Origin of the sequence: Sulfitobacter sp. HNIBRBA3233, from assembly GCF_040149665.1 — a bacterium.
GTDB classification, from domain to species: Bacteria; Pseudomonadota; Alphaproteobacteria; order Rhodobacterales; family Rhodobacteraceae; genus Sulfitobacter; species Sulfitobacter marinivivus.
On the sequence record NZ_JBEFLP010000001.1, the window covers coordinates 2,343,162 to 2,358,922 of the forward strand.

Annotated in this window: 15 protein-coding genes; all 15 read right to left on the reverse strand. The window is 62.4% G+C overall.

Annotated elements, in window-relative coordinates; genetic code table 11:
- Positions 1-66: 66 nt before the first annotated feature.
- A complete protein-coding gene (locus ABMC89_RS11515; RefSeq protein ID WP_349568070.1) occupies positions 67-762 on the reverse strand; it encodes a sulfotransferase-like domain-containing protein in 696 nt (231 codons plus the stop codon).
- Between the two features lie 130 nt (positions 763-892).
- Positions 893-1,822, reverse strand: coding sequence for a CobW family GTP-binding protein (locus ABMC89_RS11520; RefSeq protein ID WP_349568071.1), 930 nt, complete (start codon positions 1,820-1,822; stop codon positions 893-895).
- The gene (locus ABMC89_RS11525; RefSeq protein WP_349568072.1) at positions 1,819-2,109 is read right to left on the reverse strand and encodes a hypothetical protein; all 291 of its coding nucleotides are present in this window, start codon (positions 2,107-2,109) and stop codon (positions 1,819-1,821) included. Before ABMC89_RS11525 ends, ABMC89_RS11520 begins: the two co-directional genes overlap by 4 nt.
- Before the next feature lie 53 nt (positions 2,110-2,162).
- Complete coding sequence (locus ABMC89_RS11530) at positions 2,163-3,065, reverse strand: polysaccharide deacetylase family protein (RefSeq protein WP_349568073.1); 903 nt, start codon at positions 3,063-3,065, stop codon at positions 2,163-2,165.
- A 32-nt stretch (positions 3,066-3,097) separates the two neighbouring features.
- On the reverse strand, positions 3,098-4,450 hold the full coding sequence (locus tag ABMC89_RS11535; protein ID WP_349568074.1) for an amidase family protein: 1,353 nt from the start codon (positions 4,448-4,450) through the stop codon (positions 3,098-3,100).
- A gap of 1 nt (position 4,451) precedes the next feature.
- Entirely contained in the window at positions 4,452-5,558 is a 1,107-nt protein-coding gene (locus ABMC89_RS11540) for an ABC transporter ATP-binding protein (RefSeq protein ID WP_349568075.1), read from the reverse strand.
- 81 nt (positions 5,559-5,639) lie between these two features.
- A complete protein-coding gene (locus ABMC89_RS11545) occupies positions 5,640-6,860 on the reverse strand; it encodes an ABC transporter substrate-binding protein (RefSeq protein WP_349568076.1) in 1,221 nt (406 codons plus the stop codon).
- A gap of 66 nt (positions 6,861-6,926) precedes the next feature.
- Positions 6,927-7,682 carry an SDR family NAD(P)-dependent oxidoreductase gene (locus tag ABMC89_RS11550; RefSeq protein ID WP_349568077.1) on the reverse strand — a complete coding sequence of 252 codons (756 nt, stop codon included), beginning with the start codon at positions 7,680-7,682 and terminating at the stop codon, positions 6,927-6,929.
- Entirely contained in the window at positions 7,679-8,395 is a 717-nt protein-coding gene (locus ABMC89_RS11555; protein WP_349568078.1) for an SDR family NAD(P)-dependent oxidoreductase, read from the reverse strand. Before ABMC89_RS11555 ends, ABMC89_RS11550 begins: the two co-directional genes overlap by 4 nt.
- Complete coding sequence (locus ABMC89_RS11560) at positions 8,392-9,243, reverse strand: ABC transporter permease (protein WP_349568079.1); 852 nt, start codon at positions 9,241-9,243, stop codon at positions 8,392-8,394. The genes ABMC89_RS11555 and ABMC89_RS11560 overlap by 4 nt, the downstream gene beginning before the upstream one ends.
- A gap of 3 nt (positions 9,244-9,246) precedes the next feature.
- Positions 9,247-10,113 carry an ABC transporter permease gene (locus tag ABMC89_RS11565; protein ID WP_349568080.1) on the reverse strand — a complete coding sequence of 289 codons (867 nt, stop codon included), beginning with the start codon at positions 10,111-10,113 and terminating at the stop codon, positions 9,247-9,249.
- Entirely contained in the window at positions 10,110-11,192 is a 1,083-nt protein-coding gene (locus ABMC89_RS11570; protein ID WP_349568081.1) for an ABC transporter ATP-binding protein, read from the reverse strand. Before ABMC89_RS11570 ends, ABMC89_RS11565 begins: the two co-directional genes overlap by 4 nt.
- A gap of 222 nt (positions 11,193-11,414) precedes the next feature.
- Entirely contained in the window at positions 11,415-12,398 is a 984-nt protein-coding gene (locus tag ABMC89_RS11575) for a GntR family transcriptional regulator (RefSeq protein ID WP_349568082.1), read from the reverse strand.
- On the reverse strand, positions 12,395-13,630 hold the full coding sequence (locus tag ABMC89_RS11580; protein WP_349568083.1) for an ABC transporter substrate-binding protein: 1,236 nt from the start codon (positions 13,628-13,630) through the stop codon (positions 12,395-12,397). Before ABMC89_RS11580 ends, ABMC89_RS11575 begins: the two co-directional genes overlap by 4 nt.
- Positions 13,631-13,682: 52 nt before the next feature.
- A complete protein-coding gene (capA, locus tag ABMC89_RS11585; protein ID WP_349568084.1) occupies positions 13,683-15,761 on the reverse strand; it encodes a caprolactamase subunit alpha in 2,079 nt (692 codons plus the stop codon).

The window sequence follows — 15,761 nt, forward strand, 5'->3', positions numbered from 1 at the left end:
AACACGCCTACAATGCGCGTAAACTCGTTAACAACACCTAAGCGATACGCGGTGCGACCGGATCCTTCACGGGGAAAGTCGGCGGGCAAATAACCTCTCGAAATGGGATTCGGCGGCTGCGAGGATCGGCTCTAGCGAGGGCGGAAGCGTAGGCAGATCGCCCTCCGCGCGCGCGAAACCGGTGCTGGCGTGGACGGCTCCGTACCAGTGGCTGGCCCAGATGCCATCGACGTCCTTGGGGCCCGACGGCCAGTGCAACATCGCCGGATCAAAAGGCAGACCAATCGCATCGCAGAGCTTGCGCAGCATCCGTTCTGGGGCCGCACGGATGTCTGTCGCGTCGATCACGATACCGCCGATCCGGTCGAAAAGCGCTGTCTGCTGAAGATAGCCGATATCCTCGAGCGTGGGAGACTGGCGTTTCTCGTGATAGCTGGCGATCACACGGGCGGGATGCCGGATCAGATGGATATTCACGCAGGTCTCTGCCCAGCCCATCGGAAAATCCGCCAGCATGTGATGCGGCATGTGCTTCATGTAAAGATGCGGCGCACCGTCCTTTTCACATAGGGCGGCCACGCGTTCCGGATCGGTTTCATGCGCACTCAGAATGGTGTCGCGCATCGGGTGATCTGCACCGGTGCGGGCCAGATATGCCGCATAGAACGGTTCATCCAGCGCGGTGAAATCCCTGCGGTTCGCAAAGGAATACATCATTGCCGTGCTCAGGTTGCGCGGGCCGGACCACATCGCGATCCTCATCGGGCAACCCCTGCGGAGCGGTTACAATCCTCGGGCATGGCGGACCTCTTCGTCGGGTGGGGCTTTGCCGGACTGTATCGCGGCACGCGGCGGGGTAAACAGGTTTCGCCGCTGCGTGCGGGATGCACCGCTATTTCGTGAAAAACGATAACGAGCGCCGCAAGGCATCGGAATCGTAGCCACGGCCGATGAAAACGATCTGGTTTTCGCGATGCGATGCCTCGGGCGGCAGCATTTCGGGCGGTTGTACCGCACGCCGCACAGCCTGAAGCAGGAGTGGACCAGCCGGTGTCTGCATCACACCCTTCACCCGCACCAGATCGTGGCCGCGCGCGTAAAGCAGCGCCGACAGCCATACCGAGAAGGCGGCCCAATCCGTGCCATCGGGGATGTCGATGCGGCACGGCGTAATCGGCGCGGCACTCGCGTCGAGCGCGCGCAAGGAGAGAGCCTCCGCTTCGGGGAGGTCATCCATCGGGCTTCCAACCCCTTTGGCCGCCGCAGTGATCTGTGCGATTGGATTCAGCGCCTGCACGGTGGCCCGCACGGCAGCAAGCTGAGGCGCGGGCACGGCATCAGGCTTGGTCAGCACGATGCGGTCCGCTGCCTCGATCTGCGCACGGCTCAGATACTCGCTATCAAGCTGATCGGTTGCGTGAAGCGCATCGACCAGAACGATGATTTCATCGACCTTGATATGGTACACCAGCACGCCGTCTTCGCGCACGGCGTCGAGGATCGCCGCGGGATCGGCAAGGCCGCTGGTTTCCAGCACGATACGTGTCAGGCCGGTTTGCGCGCGCGTGTCACAAAGCTCGCGCAGGGTGCTGATAAGCGCATCGCGGCCCGTGCAGCAGGCGCAACCGCCAGCCAGCATCGTGACACCGGCAGCCTGTGCGGCCAGCAGCGTGTCATCCACCGGCGTCTCCGCGGCCTCGTTAATCAGGATATGGACGTTGTCGAACCCGCCCTCGAACAGCTGGTGCCGCAGCCAGGTCGTCTTGCCTGCACCAAGGTAGCCACCGAGGATCGTCAGGCTGATTTTACCGTCAGAGGTCATTCGCCGATAAAGCGCGGGTCAAGCGGATCGAGAGGCGCCCCCGTGGCGCGCGCCGCTTCTTCCCACAGCGCTTCGAGATCCGGCACCAATGTGGTTTTTCCGGACAATGACGACAGGGAAAAGCCCCGCATGTTTCCGGGCGGACGCGCGCGCAACCCGTAGGGGGTGAGAATGCGGTCCAGAACCTGCGCGCGGCGCATCTGCACACGCAGACGGTCGCCCGGCGTGTCGGTGCCTGCATCGGTCCAGTGGCCTGGCTTCATCGGGAAACCGCAGGCGTTGCACATGGTACGTCTCCTTGTGGAGGAAGGGACGGCGCGAACGCCGCCCCTGTCTCGTATCAGATGACTTCGGGCCGTGCGTCCCCTTCGAACGGGAAGCGTTTGCGGAAGTCGTCAGCGATGGTGTCAAAGGCGACCCATTCGACGCCTTCGTGGCCGTTGATATAGTCGATCAGGCGTTCCAGCATCAGCAGAACCTGCGGGCGGCCCGCCACGTCGGGGTGGATGGTGATCGGGAATACACCGTAGTCCATCTCACGGTAAACCCAATCGAACTGGTCCTGCCACATCTTGCCGATAACGTGCGGATCGACAAAACCGTGGCTGTTCGGTGCGTTCTTGATGAACATCATCGGTGGCAGATCGTCGACGTACCAGTTGGCACCGATATCGACGAGGTCGATTTCCTTGCCGTGCTTGAGCGGGTGCATCCATTCGCCGGCGGTCTTGGAATAGTCGATCACGTTCCATTCGTCGCCGACACGGGCATAGAACGGCTGGAAGTCGCGGTAGCTTTGGGAGTGGTCGTAGCTGAAACCGTATTTACCCAAGAGCGCTGCGGTGACGTTCGACATTTCCCACCACGGGGCGACATAGCCCTTTGGTTTGGAGCCTGTCAGACCCTCGATCAGTTCGATGGATTTGACCAGAACGTCCTCTTCCTGGCTGGGGGTCATGGCGACGGGGTTTTCGTGCATGTAGCCGTGCGCGCCGATCTCGTGACCTTCCTTGAGGATCATCTCCATCTCTTTCGGGAATGTCTCGAGCGAGTGACCGGGAATGAAGAAGCTCGTGCGCATGTCGTATTTCTTGAACAGGCGCAGAAGGCGGGGCACGCCGACCTCGGTGGCGAAGATGCCGCGCTGGATATCGTTCGGGCTGTCGCCGCCGCCGTAGGAGCCGATTTGCCCCGCAACCGAGTCGATGTCGGTGCCGAAGGCGCAATAAATTTTCTTGGTCATAGATCTCTCCCTTTTGGATCGGTGTTAAGGGGCTAGCCCCGGATTATCTCTTCGCAGCCCATGGCGGCAGCGAGGATTTGGGTATCGCGGCCCGAAGGCGCGGACATGAGGAAGCCCGTCGGCATTGCATCTGCGTCCATGCCGTTCGGGATTTGTACGCCGCACCAGCCGAGGAAGTTACCGATAGAGGTGTTGCGCAGGGTCAGGCCGTTGTGTTCGAAAAACACCTCCTGCGACGCGGCGAGAGGGTCGGTCCGCATCGCTGTGGTGGGCGTTGTCGGGCAGAGCACGATCGCGTCCCCGATCGCCGCCGCCGTCTGGGCCATCAGGCGGACCCGGGCGGATTGCAGGGTCATCAGGTCCAGCGCGGTCATGGTCTTGCCCAGCTCGATCCGGGCGACAACACGCGGATCAATCGCCGCACGGTCGTCGGTGGCAAGACGTTCGTGGTGCACGCCCCACGATTCCGCCCCCGCGAGGGGGCCGTGCGCGACTGCAAGGTCCAAGACCTCCTGCAACTCGGGCAGTTGGATACGGCGCACACGCGCGCCGGCCTGCTCCAACCGCTCGACGGTTGCGGCAAAATTCGCGGCGACCTCGGGCTGGAGTGCCTCGAAGAAAATACCGTCGGGGATTACGAATTCGAAGCGTTCGGGCGCGGTTGGCGATGCCTCCGGTTCCGTGCGGCCACGCAGCATCGCGTCGAAAAGCGCGCAGTCGGCGGCGGTCTGGGCAAGCGGGCCGATGGTGTCCAACGTCGGGCTGAGCGGAAAGACACCGTCCATCGGGTAGCGGCCCGAGGATGTCTTGTATCCGACGATCCCGTTGAAGGAGGCGGGAATACGAACCGATCCTCCGGTGTCCGAGCCCATCGATACCGGCACGATCCCCGCCGCGACCACCACGCCCGACCCTGACGAGGATCCACCGGGGCTGCGTGCCTCGCCCTTCGGGGCACGTGGATTGCGCGGGGTGCCGTAATGCGGATTGAGACCGATGCCGGAGTAAGCCATTTCGGTCATGTTGACCGTCCCGGTGCAGATCACACCCGCCCGTGCGGATGTGGCAACCACGGCGGCATCCGACTGCGCCGGCGCGTTGCGGCGCAGCACGGTGGAGGCGGCGGTGGTCACCCGTCCGCGCAGATCAAAGAGATCCTTCCACGCGGTCGGCACACCGTCGAGCGGATGCAGGCGCAGACCCGCGCGCTGCCGGATACGGCTCGCTTCGGCCTCGGCCATGGCGCGTTCACGCGTCTGGTCGATGTAAATCGCATCGTCGCCGTGCGTATCGACACGATCGTACACTTCTTCGGTCAGCGCCACGGGATCGAGGGTTGCGGCCTCAAGCCCCTGGGACATGCGGGTGGCGGTCAGCGCGGCCATCTTACTGGTCAATCACGGTCGCGGCGGCGGAGCGCCAGACGACATGAGCCGACCCGTCCACGGCCAGACGGTCACGGTATTTGTCGACGTGTCCCTCGACGTCGATTTTCTCGCCGTTTTCGAGGCGGACGACCATTTTCATAATGTGGCCGACGATCTGCAGGCGCTCGATCTTGCAGGCAATCGAATTCCCACCGAATTCAGTGGCGATCTGCGCTGCGTCAACGTCGGCGGGGACGATGTCCACAGCCTCCGCTGGCAGAACAATGCTCATGTCGCGGCCTTCGGTGATCCCTGCCCCCAGACGGTCGGTACCGCTGAGCGGACCGTAGGCGGTGTCGAGCGTGACCTTGCTGCCTTCGGTGGCGCGGACGGTGCCGGGAATGATCGTGTTGGAGCCGATGAACCGCGCCACGAACTGGCTGCGCGGCTGGGTATAAAGCTCGCGCGGCGGGCTGATCTGCTCGACCCGGCCTGCGTTCATCACGATGGTGCGGTCCGACAGGGCCAGCGCCTCGGATTGGGCGTGGGTCACAAACACGAAGGTGATGCCGAGATCGCGTTGCAGCAGCTTCAGCTCGTTCTGGATCGATTTACGCAGGTTCGCGTCCAGCGCGCCCAGTGGTTCGTCGAGCAGCAGGATATCCGGCTCGACCACCAGCGACCGGGCCAGGGCGATGCGCTGGCGCTGGCCGCCCGAAAGGCGCGCGGTAGGCAGGTTCGCGATTTCCCCGAGGCCGAGTTTTTCGAGGATGCCGTCCACTTTGCGATCGGCCTCCGCGCGGGGCATCTTTTTGACGTCGAGGCCAAAACGCACGTTCTGGCGCACATCCATATGCGGGAAGAGCGCGTAGTTCTGGAAGATCATCGAGGTCGGGCGCCGTTCGGGCAGCACGTTGTTCATGCGCTGGCCGCGCATGTTCAGATCGCCCTTCGTCACCGTCTCGAACCCCGAGATCATGCGCAACGTCGTGGACTTGCCGCAGCCCGATGGGCCGAGGAAGGCGATGAATTCGCCTTTTTCCACGTCGAGATTGAAATCGATGACGGCAGGCGTGCCGTTATCGTAGGTCTTGTAGACATGGCTGAGCTGTAGGTCGTAATCCAAGGCGTGCCTGTCCTTTTCGAAGGAGTGCGGGGGAGGAGTGTGGATGCCCGGCCAAAGGTGGCTCTGGCCGGGCGATTGAGCTTAGGCCGAGAGGAATTCGTCCCACTTGCGGATCAGCAGGTCGTACTCGTCTGGCCACTGGTGCCAGTAGGCAACGTTCGCGGCGCGCTCTTCGAGCGAGCCACCGTCACGCAGATCGCCTTCGTTGATGCCACGCTCGGACGCGCCGACCCACGGCTTGCCTTCGTACCAGAAGGCGTATTTGTCGGGGTCCATGACATCCTTGATGTTCGTGGTGGGCGAGTAGTAGCCCTGCTCGGACACCGCGATGGCGGGGGGACCGGACAGCCAGTAGTCGGCGTAGGCCGCGACAGCCTCGAGGTTTGGCGACGTCTTGAGCGGGGCGGGACCGATGGCCCAGCCGCGATAGCCGCTTTTCATCGTGGCATAGGAACACTCGACGCCCTGTGCCTTAACGGCCATGACGGCGGGCTGCCATGCGTCGGCGATGATCATCTCACCCGATGCGAGCAGGTTCACCAGCTCACCGAAGTCACCCCAAAGCGCGCGGAACTGGCCCGCTTTCTTCTTGGCGATCAGGAACTTGGCGGCCTCTTCGATGGCCTCCGCGTCCGGGTTGCCGGGGTTGGAGACTTCGAGCAGGCCGAGTTCGTTCATGGCCAGCACGGCCTGACCGAATGCGATCAGCGGATCGACGTTCAGACCAGTCTTGCCCGCGAATTTCTCGTCGAAGAGCGAGGACCAGTTTGACGCTTCTTCCGCATCCACGAGGTCGGGGCGGAAGCCGATCGAGTCGTAGTTGTAGACTGTCGGCACCATGTTCAGGCGGGTCTGGCTTTCGTCTTCCCAAATCTGGCCGACGATCTGACGCTCAAGGTCAAAACGGTCGTCGGGGGTGATGAAGGTGTCGCGGATGCCGGCCCAGTTTTTCAGGCTCGACGCCTCGATGGGGGCCAGCTTGTCCGTGGCGACCATCGCGGCCAGACGCTCACCGATGATCTCCCAGCAGTCGTAGGCGTCGGAGCCCGACAGGATTTCGGTTTGCGTGTTGGGGAAAATATCGGCTTTACCGCTGACGGCGCCGATGCCCGATTTTTCCTTGAAATCGTTGAGGATACGCTCCTGCACCGTCACGGAAAGGCCCACCGTGCGCAATTCCTGATTGGCAAGGTGACTGGCCGCAAAGGCTTGTTGTGCCCCTAGCGGACCCGTCGCGGCAAGCGCAGCAGTGCCCGCCGTCGTTTGCAGGAATTTGCGTCGTGAGAAGTTAGAACTGGTCATCTGTTTCTCCTTGTTGAGGTCGTTTCGTTTTTATTCACGCGCCCTTTTTGGGCGCGGCTCCCGTTTTCAGTAGCGCCCGACCAAAAGCCCACCGTCCACGGTAATTACTTGCCCTGTTATGTATCGCGCCTTTTCGGAGGCGAGGAAGGTCGCGACATCGGCGATGTCCTCTCCTTCCCCGATACGGCCCATGGGTATATTGTCTCCCGCCGTCTCAGCGCCCTTGGGTCCGAGCGAGTGCTCTTCGCTCAGCAATTGCGCGGTGCGGATGTAGCCGGGAGCGATCCCGTTCACACGGATACCGCTGCGGGCGAGTTCGACGGCCAGACCGCGAACCAGCCCGACAACGCCGGATTTCGCGGAGGAGTAATGTACGTGTTCGTCCCAGCCATAGGCGACGCCCATGATCGACGACAGGCACACGATCGCACCTTTGCCACGCTTGCACATCCCCGGGACAGCGGGGCGGATGACGCGGAACATGCCCTTCAGATCAATGTCGAAGGTATGGTCCCACTTTTCGTCGGTCAGTTCGTCGATGGGCACCCGGTGGGCGATGCCTGCGTTCGCGACGATTGTATCGATCCCGCCGTGGCGTTTCTCGATGTCCGCCACCAGCGCGTCGGCGGCTGCGGTATCGGTCACGTCGAGAGGCTGGAATTCGGCACTGCCCCCTGCGTCGGTGATTGCCTTGACGGTCGCCTCGCCCTCGTCTTTCAGAACGTCTGTCACGACCACATGCGCGCCCTCCGCGGCGAAAGCCTTGGCGCAGGCCGCACCGATACCGATGCCCGCGCCGGTAATGAGAACAACTTTCGTCATAGCATCACGTCTCCTGAATTCGGGCTAAGCGTCTGGCCCACGTATATCTTTGCCGCGTCCGAACACAGAAAGGCGGCTGTGTCGGCGACATCTTCGGGCTCTCCAAAACGGCCGAGCGGCAGTTCTGCGGATTTCGCCGCGCGCCAGTCGTCGGAGAGCGCGCGCACCAGCGGCGTGTTGATCGGCCCCGGCGCGATGGCGTTGACGCGCACGCCCTGCGTGCTGACCTCGCGTGCGAGTGCTTTTGTCAGGCCGATGATCCCGGCCTTGGCGGCGGAATAATGTACCAGCTCGATCCCGCCGATCTGCCCCAGCTGCGACGCCATGTTAATGATGCAGCCTTTGCCGTTGGCCAGCATCGCGGGCAGCACGGCGTGGGCGCACAGAAACGTGCCACGCAGGTGAACGGCGATCATCCGGTCGAAATCATCCGCCGTGAGGTCGGTGAACCGCGCCTGATGCACGTGACCTGCGTTGTTGATCAGATGCGTCGGTGCGCCCAGTTTGTCCGTGCAGGTGGCGACCATATCCGCCACCGCGTCCTTGTCGGACACATCCGCGTGGATCGCGAGGCCACCGATCTCTTCCGCGGTGGCGCGCGCCGCATCCGCGTCGAAATCTCCGACAGCCACGGCATAACCGTCCGCCGCCAGCCGCCGCGCGATGGCTTGTCCGATGCCCGAACCCGCCCCTGTTACCAGCGCAACGCTCACTCGATTTCCTCCTGCATCGCGACCTTCTTGGCGCGGCGGATGCTGAGCCCCATCAGGATGCCGTAGACAGCCAGCAGCGCAAAGGAGAACAGGGTGGTCATAACGCCGAAAGCGAAGATGTTGGGGTGAATCTCGACCGAGAACGTACCGTAGATCGCCAGTGGCAGCGTCTGGTCACGACCGCTTGCGAAAAGCGTGCGCGGGAATTCGTCAAAGCTGAGCGTGAAGGCAAATAGCATCGCCGACAGCACCCCGGGGAAGATCAGCGGGAACGTCACCTTGCGGAACGTGCGCGCCGGGGACACCCCGAGCGACCAGGATGCTTCTTCTACCGAACCGTCGAAGCGGTTGAGGATCGCCAGCATCACGAGGAACGCGAAGGGGAAGGTATAGACGACGTGGGCGACGAAAGCCGTGGTGAACCAGTGGCGCTCGATGTCGAGCACGTTGTTGGCCAGCAGCGAGATGCCAAGACCGGTCAGCACGCCGGGCACCATCATGCCCAGTACGATCAGGTAAAAGACGAAGCCGGAACCGCGGAACCGTTTGCGGAAGGCCTGTGCAGCCATCACGCCCAGCACGGTCGATGTTACCATGGTCATGAAGGCAAGCGTCAGCGACCGGATCAGCGCCTCGCCCACCGGCAGCGGCGCGATGCGCGACGGCGGCGTCATGCCGAAGAGGTGGCGATACCAGTAGGTCGACCATTCGATGATCGGGAACTGTGGCCCGCCCTCTGGCCCCTGCTGGAACGAAATGATGCCCAGCACGATGAACGGTCCGTAGAGAAACAGGATGAACAGCGCGACGTAGACGCCGAGGATCGGCTTGAGGATCTTGGATTCCATCGCTCAAAGCTCCCTTTTCAGATCGACGATACGCAGGAAACCCGCCACCACGATGCCCAGCAAGACGGTCAGGATCACCCCGACAACCGACGCCATGGCCCATTTCAGGCTGCCCACCTGCGTGACGATGATGTTACCCAAAAGGTTCACCTTGCGGCCCGACAGCGCGCCCGAGGTGGCAAATTCGCCCAGCACCATGACCGAGACGAAAATGGCCCCGACCACAACGCCCGGCAGGCTGAGCGGAAAGATGATCTTCCAGAAAATCCGGCCAAATCCTGCGCCAAGGTCACGCGCCGCTTCGATGATGTTGCGGTCGATACGGCCCAGCATGAAGGCGATCGGCCCGACCATGAACACGACGTAGATCTGGGTCATCCCGATGATCACGCTGAGTTCGGAGAACAGCAGAACCTCGATCGGCGTATCGATCAGGCCAAGCTTTTGCAGGATGATGTTGATCGCGCCTTCCTTGCCCAGCATCGGTCGCCAGGCCAGCACGCGGATCAGGAAAGATGTCCAGAACGGGATGACGCAGAGCACCAGAAGCACGGTCGCGATGGTCTGGTTCTTGACCAGAAGCCCAATATAGAGAGCCGCCGGATAGCCGATCAGGAAGGTTGCGGAGAGCACGATCAGCCACATCTTGAGCGTGGTCCAGAGCGCCCCGACGTAAGCCTCAGAACCGAAGAAGTTGCGCCAGCTTTCCAGTGTAAGGGTGGAGTTGATCGAGAATGTCGTCTGTGTCCAGAACGACACGTATACAATCATCAGGATCGGCGCGATCAGGAACAGCAGCATCCAGATCACACCGGGAGCGAGCAGCATCAACCGTGTCTTGTCACGTTTTGTCTCGGTAACGGCGCTCATGCGCTTGCCTCCTTGCCGAAAACGATGGCGTTGGCGGGATCCCACGACAGAACGTAGTCGTTGCCGACCGTCAGATCGCGTGGGTCCCCGAAGCTGAGATGGTGATCGACCTCGACCGTATCGCCCTTGGGTGTCTCGAACAGGAAGATGATCGACGAGCCAAGGTATTCACTGGCGAGGTATTTCGCGGGAAGAGCCGGACCGGGAAGCGTTTCACCCTTGTCAAAGATCTGCGTGCGGTCATAGCGGATGGCATAGACATCACGGTCGTTTGGCGTCGGGTTGGGCGCAGGTGCGGCCCCGAACGGCCCCTGGAACGTGTCGCCGTCCAGATGCCCTTCGAAGATATTGAAACGGTTGAGGAAAAGCGCAACGTTGGACGACGTCGGCGCATCATAGATTTCGTCAGGCGTGCCGGATTGGATGATCTTGCCGTCGTGCAGCACGCAAACGGTGTCGCCCATGGCAAGCGCCTCGGTCTCCGAGCCGGTTACATGCAGGAAGGTCACATCGAGCCGTTCGCGGATCGCGCGCAACTCGGTTTGCATCCGGTCGCGCAGATTGGCGTCAAGCGCGCCTAGCGGTTCGTCCAGCAACACAAGACGCGGCTGCATGACCAATGTACGCGCCAGCGCCACACGCTGTTTCTGACCGCCGGAAATCTGGTCGGGCAAGCGGTCTTCCAACCCTGCGAGGCCGACCATCTCGATGGCCTCGCGGGTGCGCGTATCGATCACGTCGTCGGCAAAACTCTCTGCGCCGTTGCGCATGCCGAAGGCAACGTTCTCGAAAACGCTCAGGTGCGGGAACAGGGCGAAGTTCTGAAACACCACCCCGATGCCCCGCTTGTGCGCCGGCAGGTCGGTGATGTCGCGCCCCTCGAAAAACACGCGCCCCTCGTCGGGACGCTCGAACCCGGCGATCACGCGCAACAGGCAGGTTTTGCCCGAGCCGGAGGGCCCCAGAAGCGAGATATATTCGTTGCGCGGAGCATCGAAGTCTATGGCGTTCAGCGCGACGAGATCGCCGTAGCGCCGAGTGACACCCTCGAGTCGAAAAATGGAATCGTGCTGCGCCATTTAGTCCTCTTGGTTGCTGAACGCGACGCGGTTTCGAGGTCGTTAGGGACTCGCGTTCCGGTGGCGTTCAAAGTGTATAACGTATGAAAGATCGGTTTCGTATTTGGATCAATAGTCATTATTTAAAAGTTTTAGGCCCAAAAATCCCGTTATAAGGGATATTTTTGGCAAAACAGTCTATCTATCCGCGATCAAAAAACGGATATTGTATGAATTATTCATTTATTCCACCTCCGAGAGATACCTTGGCAGCGACTCAATTTCCGGCACCAGGGCGACGATCTTGAGTCGGGCCAGCGACTTGTGCGTGACCATCCGCAAATGCTCGTGCAGGTACTCCGCCGCGGAATCGATCTGGCGTGATCCGATCAGGTCAAAAAGCGTGCGATACTGCTCGATCGCGATGGAGTCGGCGGGCAGTCCCAGATCGCTGAGCGCCTTGTCCACCGAGCTGAGCAACAAGCGGTTGTTGCGGATGATCTGGACCAGCGTGGCGTTCGGCGCGCGGTCAAGACAAGACCGCAGGAAGGCGTCCTCCAGCGCCTCGGAACTGTCCATGCTGCCGTCGCCGATCTTGGCGCGAATGTCGGCGATTTCGCCGGGTTCAAGATGATCGCTCGCCAGACGCAGCGCGGCGGGTTCGACGATGCCGCGCAGCTGGTATTTCTCCCGTAGTGCGCGCGCGGTCAGCGGACCGGCCAGCCAGTGCGCGCCCGCGCCCTTGCGCACCAGCCCCCTTTCGTTGAGGCGGCTCAGAACGTCGCGCGCGACAGTACGGCTGACGCCGAGGTAATCGGCGAGCTCTGTTTCGATCACGCGGTATTCGCCGAAGATCTGGCAGGCGGCGATCTCGCGCTCGACCTGGTCGTACACGCGCAGCCACGTGCCGCGTACCTCCAGCGCGACCTTTGCGCTGTCGGGCATGTCCAGCTTGAACTCTGCCAGATCGCGCCGCAGCGGTTCGGGGGCGCTTTCCGCCGGGCCGACCAGATAGCCACGGCCGCGGAACCGGTGGATCAATCCTTCCTCCGCGAGCTGGCGCAGCGCACCCTGCACGGGTGCGCGGCTGGTCCCCATGCGGCGCGCGATCGGCCCTTCGATCAGGACCAATCCTGTCGGCAGCCGCCCCATGGCGATGTTGCGGCGCAACACGTCGGTGATGACCTGATACAGCGGACGCTGACCCAGAGAGGCCGGGCGGCTCATGTCACCCCCCCGTTGACCCGCGCGATAAAGCGTTTCCAGACCCGCGTGGCGTAGTTGTATTCGTCCATCACCGTATTCCAGAGGGCGATGCGGCTGACCCTCTCGCGATAGCTGCCGCCCGCGCGGCGCTGGCCCTTGCGCACGGTGATGCGGCCCGGACGGCCCGGAAGGTCGGTGCGCGCCGGTTCACCGCCGTACCAGTAGTCCCATTCATCCTCGCTGAGATATTTGCGCACCCGCTCGGGGACGGTCATGTAGTACCCCTGCCTTGCCATCATCGCGCCTGCGGGGCCGGTCAGCCACCAGTTGAGATAATCATAGGCCAGATCCAGCTGCGCGCCTGACAGATGCCGCGCCAGCGATGCGCCGCCGTGCCACGCGCGGTAGCCCTCGCGCGGTGTGCTCTCGACAAAGACGCCCTCCATCAGACCCAGATTGGCGTAGGAGGGAGACCACATGCTTTGAACCGAAACGCGGTCGTTGTGCAGCATGTCCTCGGCTTCCTGCGGGGTGACCCAAGCGCCGTGAAACAGCCCGCTCTGGCGCAGGGATTCCAGCAGGATCATCAGGTTGTCGATTTCCTCGACGGTCATGTTGCCGATATCACCGAAGGTAAGGTCGCCACGGGCCTCCGCCGCGAGGGCGGCATCGAAAAGGCCGATGGCCGGCTCATCCACCAGCGCGATCCGCCCCCGCGCGCGCGGATCCAGCAGCCAGGCCCAGCTTGCGCCGCCCGCCTCTTCCTCGCCGAAGAGACGGCGGTCGAAGCCGAAGCTGTCGACGTTATGGGCGGTGGGCAGCATGGAGATATGGCGCATCGGCTGCGGACCGATCATGCCGTCCGGCTGTACATAGAGCTTGCGGCGCGGGGCGTCTCCGTGCCCCTCCCAGGTATAGCGGGTCAGCCCGCCCTCGATGGCCAGATCGCCGATATTGCCCCATTCGGCGATGCGCTCGGTGTCTATAGGCTGCAGCGCGCCCCAGTACCAGACAATGTCGAGGTTGTGGAAACACTGCTCGTAGATGTCATAGCCCCCCGGATCCATCGCGGCACGGTGCTGGCAAGTCAGAAAATCGAGCGATTCGAATTCGAGGTCGATCCCGAGGTCGGCCATCGCGGCGCGGCGCACCTCTTCCAGCAGCGTGACATCGGTGCCGCGCACACGCAGCTTGCGCCGCTTGACCCGCGGCGGCGAGGCAAGTTTATGTGACCGGTGCAGGTTGTCCGACATTGGCTTCCTTTTGTGGGGGACCGAAGCCTCCAACGCTTCGATCCCCTTTATGCTAGGCCGCCGCAGTCAGAACGTAAACGCCGCTTTCATGCAGGGACACGTTCCAGCCGGGTTCAACGACAATTGTGGTCGTTTCTTCCTCAATTACAGCCGGACCGCTGAGGCTGTCGCCCGCTCCGAGGGCCGCACCGTCGTAGACCGGCGTTTCCTGCGTATCCCCGTCGAGGGAGAAAACCATCGCGCGGCTGCCCTTTCGCGCACCATCCGCGCCGCTGCCCTTTGCGATGGGCGCGCGGATGGGTTTGTCGACCTTGCCCACGATCGTGCTTTCGACGTTGACCACCTCGATCGGGCTGCCCGGCTCATCGTAGGTATAGAGTTCGCGGTGACGCGCGTGGAACGCCGCGCGCAGTTCATCGAGGCTGTCTGTCGTGATGTCGAACGTGCCGATCTCGACGGTGCATTCGTGAACCTGACCGACATAGCGCATGTCGAGACCACGAGAGATCTCGATACTGCTTTCGTCGAAGCCGTCGCCGGACAGGTCTTCCGTCCCGCGCGCTTCCAGCCCTTTGAACAGATCGTTTAGCGTGGCCGCCGCCCCGTCATCGTCCAGCCGGATCGGCGCGGGGGCCATGTAGTTGTATTTCACATCCGACAGGATCTGCCCGTAGGCGCACAGCCCGGACGCAAGCTTGGAAATCAGCACCTTGCCGATGCCCATCTCGCGGGCAAGCGCCGTGATATGCGCGCCTGTCGCCCCGCCCGCGCCCATCAGGACGAAATCGCGCGGATCATACCCCCGCTCGACCGAGACGCGGCGGATGGCGTTGACCATGTTGTTGTTGACGATGGTGAACATGCCGTAGGCGGCAGTTTCCAGCGAAAGACCCAAGGGATCGGCCAGCTTTTCCTTGATCGCCTTGCGCGATTTCTCCTTGTCCAGCGGGACGCGCCCGCCGACCAGACCTTCGTCGTTGAGATATCCGAGGGCAAGGTTCGCGTCCGTGGTCGTTGGCATCTCGCCGCCCTGACCGTAGCAGGCCGGTCCGGGATCGGCGCCCGCAGATTGCGGCCCCATCTGCAACAGGCCCATTTCGTCGATCCAGCCGATCGATCCGCCACCGGCGCCCAGCGTTTCCACCTGAATCATCGGGATCCCGATGCGGTAACGCAGAAAGTCGATGTTCTTGTTCACGTTCGCCTTGCCGTCGCGCGTCAGCGTGATGTCGAAAGACGTGCCACCCATGTCGCAGGTGATGATGTTCTTGTCCCCCCATGGCGCGGCGACATCCAGCGCGGCCTGCGGCGCGGAGGCGGGACCGGAATTGATCGCATAGACGGATTGATCGCTGACGATCTTCCCCAGTGCCAGACCACCGTTGGATTGAAAGTAGCGCACGGGATGCTGCGAGCCGAGAGTGCTGAAATAGCCGTCCACGGCCTCGACATAGCGTTGCAGAATCGGGGCGAGGTAGGCGTTGACGATCGCTGTCGAGGTACGGGTGTATTCGCGCACCTGTGGATAGAGCTGGCTTCCGATGGTGAGCCGCACATCCGGCATCATCTCCCGCACGATTTCCGCGGTGCGGTTTTCGTGATCGGTGTGCAGGACCGACCAGACAAAGCTGATGGCAACCGATGTCACCTCCTGTTCGATGAAGTATTCGCAGGCGGCACGCACGTCATCTTCGTTCATCGGTGTATGGACGGTTCCGTTCGACACGACCCGTTCGGTCACCGGACGGCGGAGGTGACGCGGCACAAGCATGGTCGCCGGCGGGTATTCGGGATCGTAGCGGTGCCCGCCTTCCTTGTGGCCCAGCCGGATCTCGATGCTGTCCTCGTGTCCGCGCGTACAGATCAATCCGGTCTTTGCGCCGTTGTGGGTGATCAGTGCATTCAGCCCCACGGTTGTCCCGTTGATGCATAGATCGGCATTGGACACGATATCCTCGGCACTGATGCCGGTTTCCTCGGTGATGAGGTTCAGGCCGTTGCGGATCGCGGCAGTCGGGTCATGCGGGGTCGACAGCACCTTGAACAGCCGCACGTCGGCGTTCTGCTCGGCAAGGATGAAATCGGTGAAGGTGCCTCCGGCGTCGATGCCCAGACGGTATTTGGTTCTCAT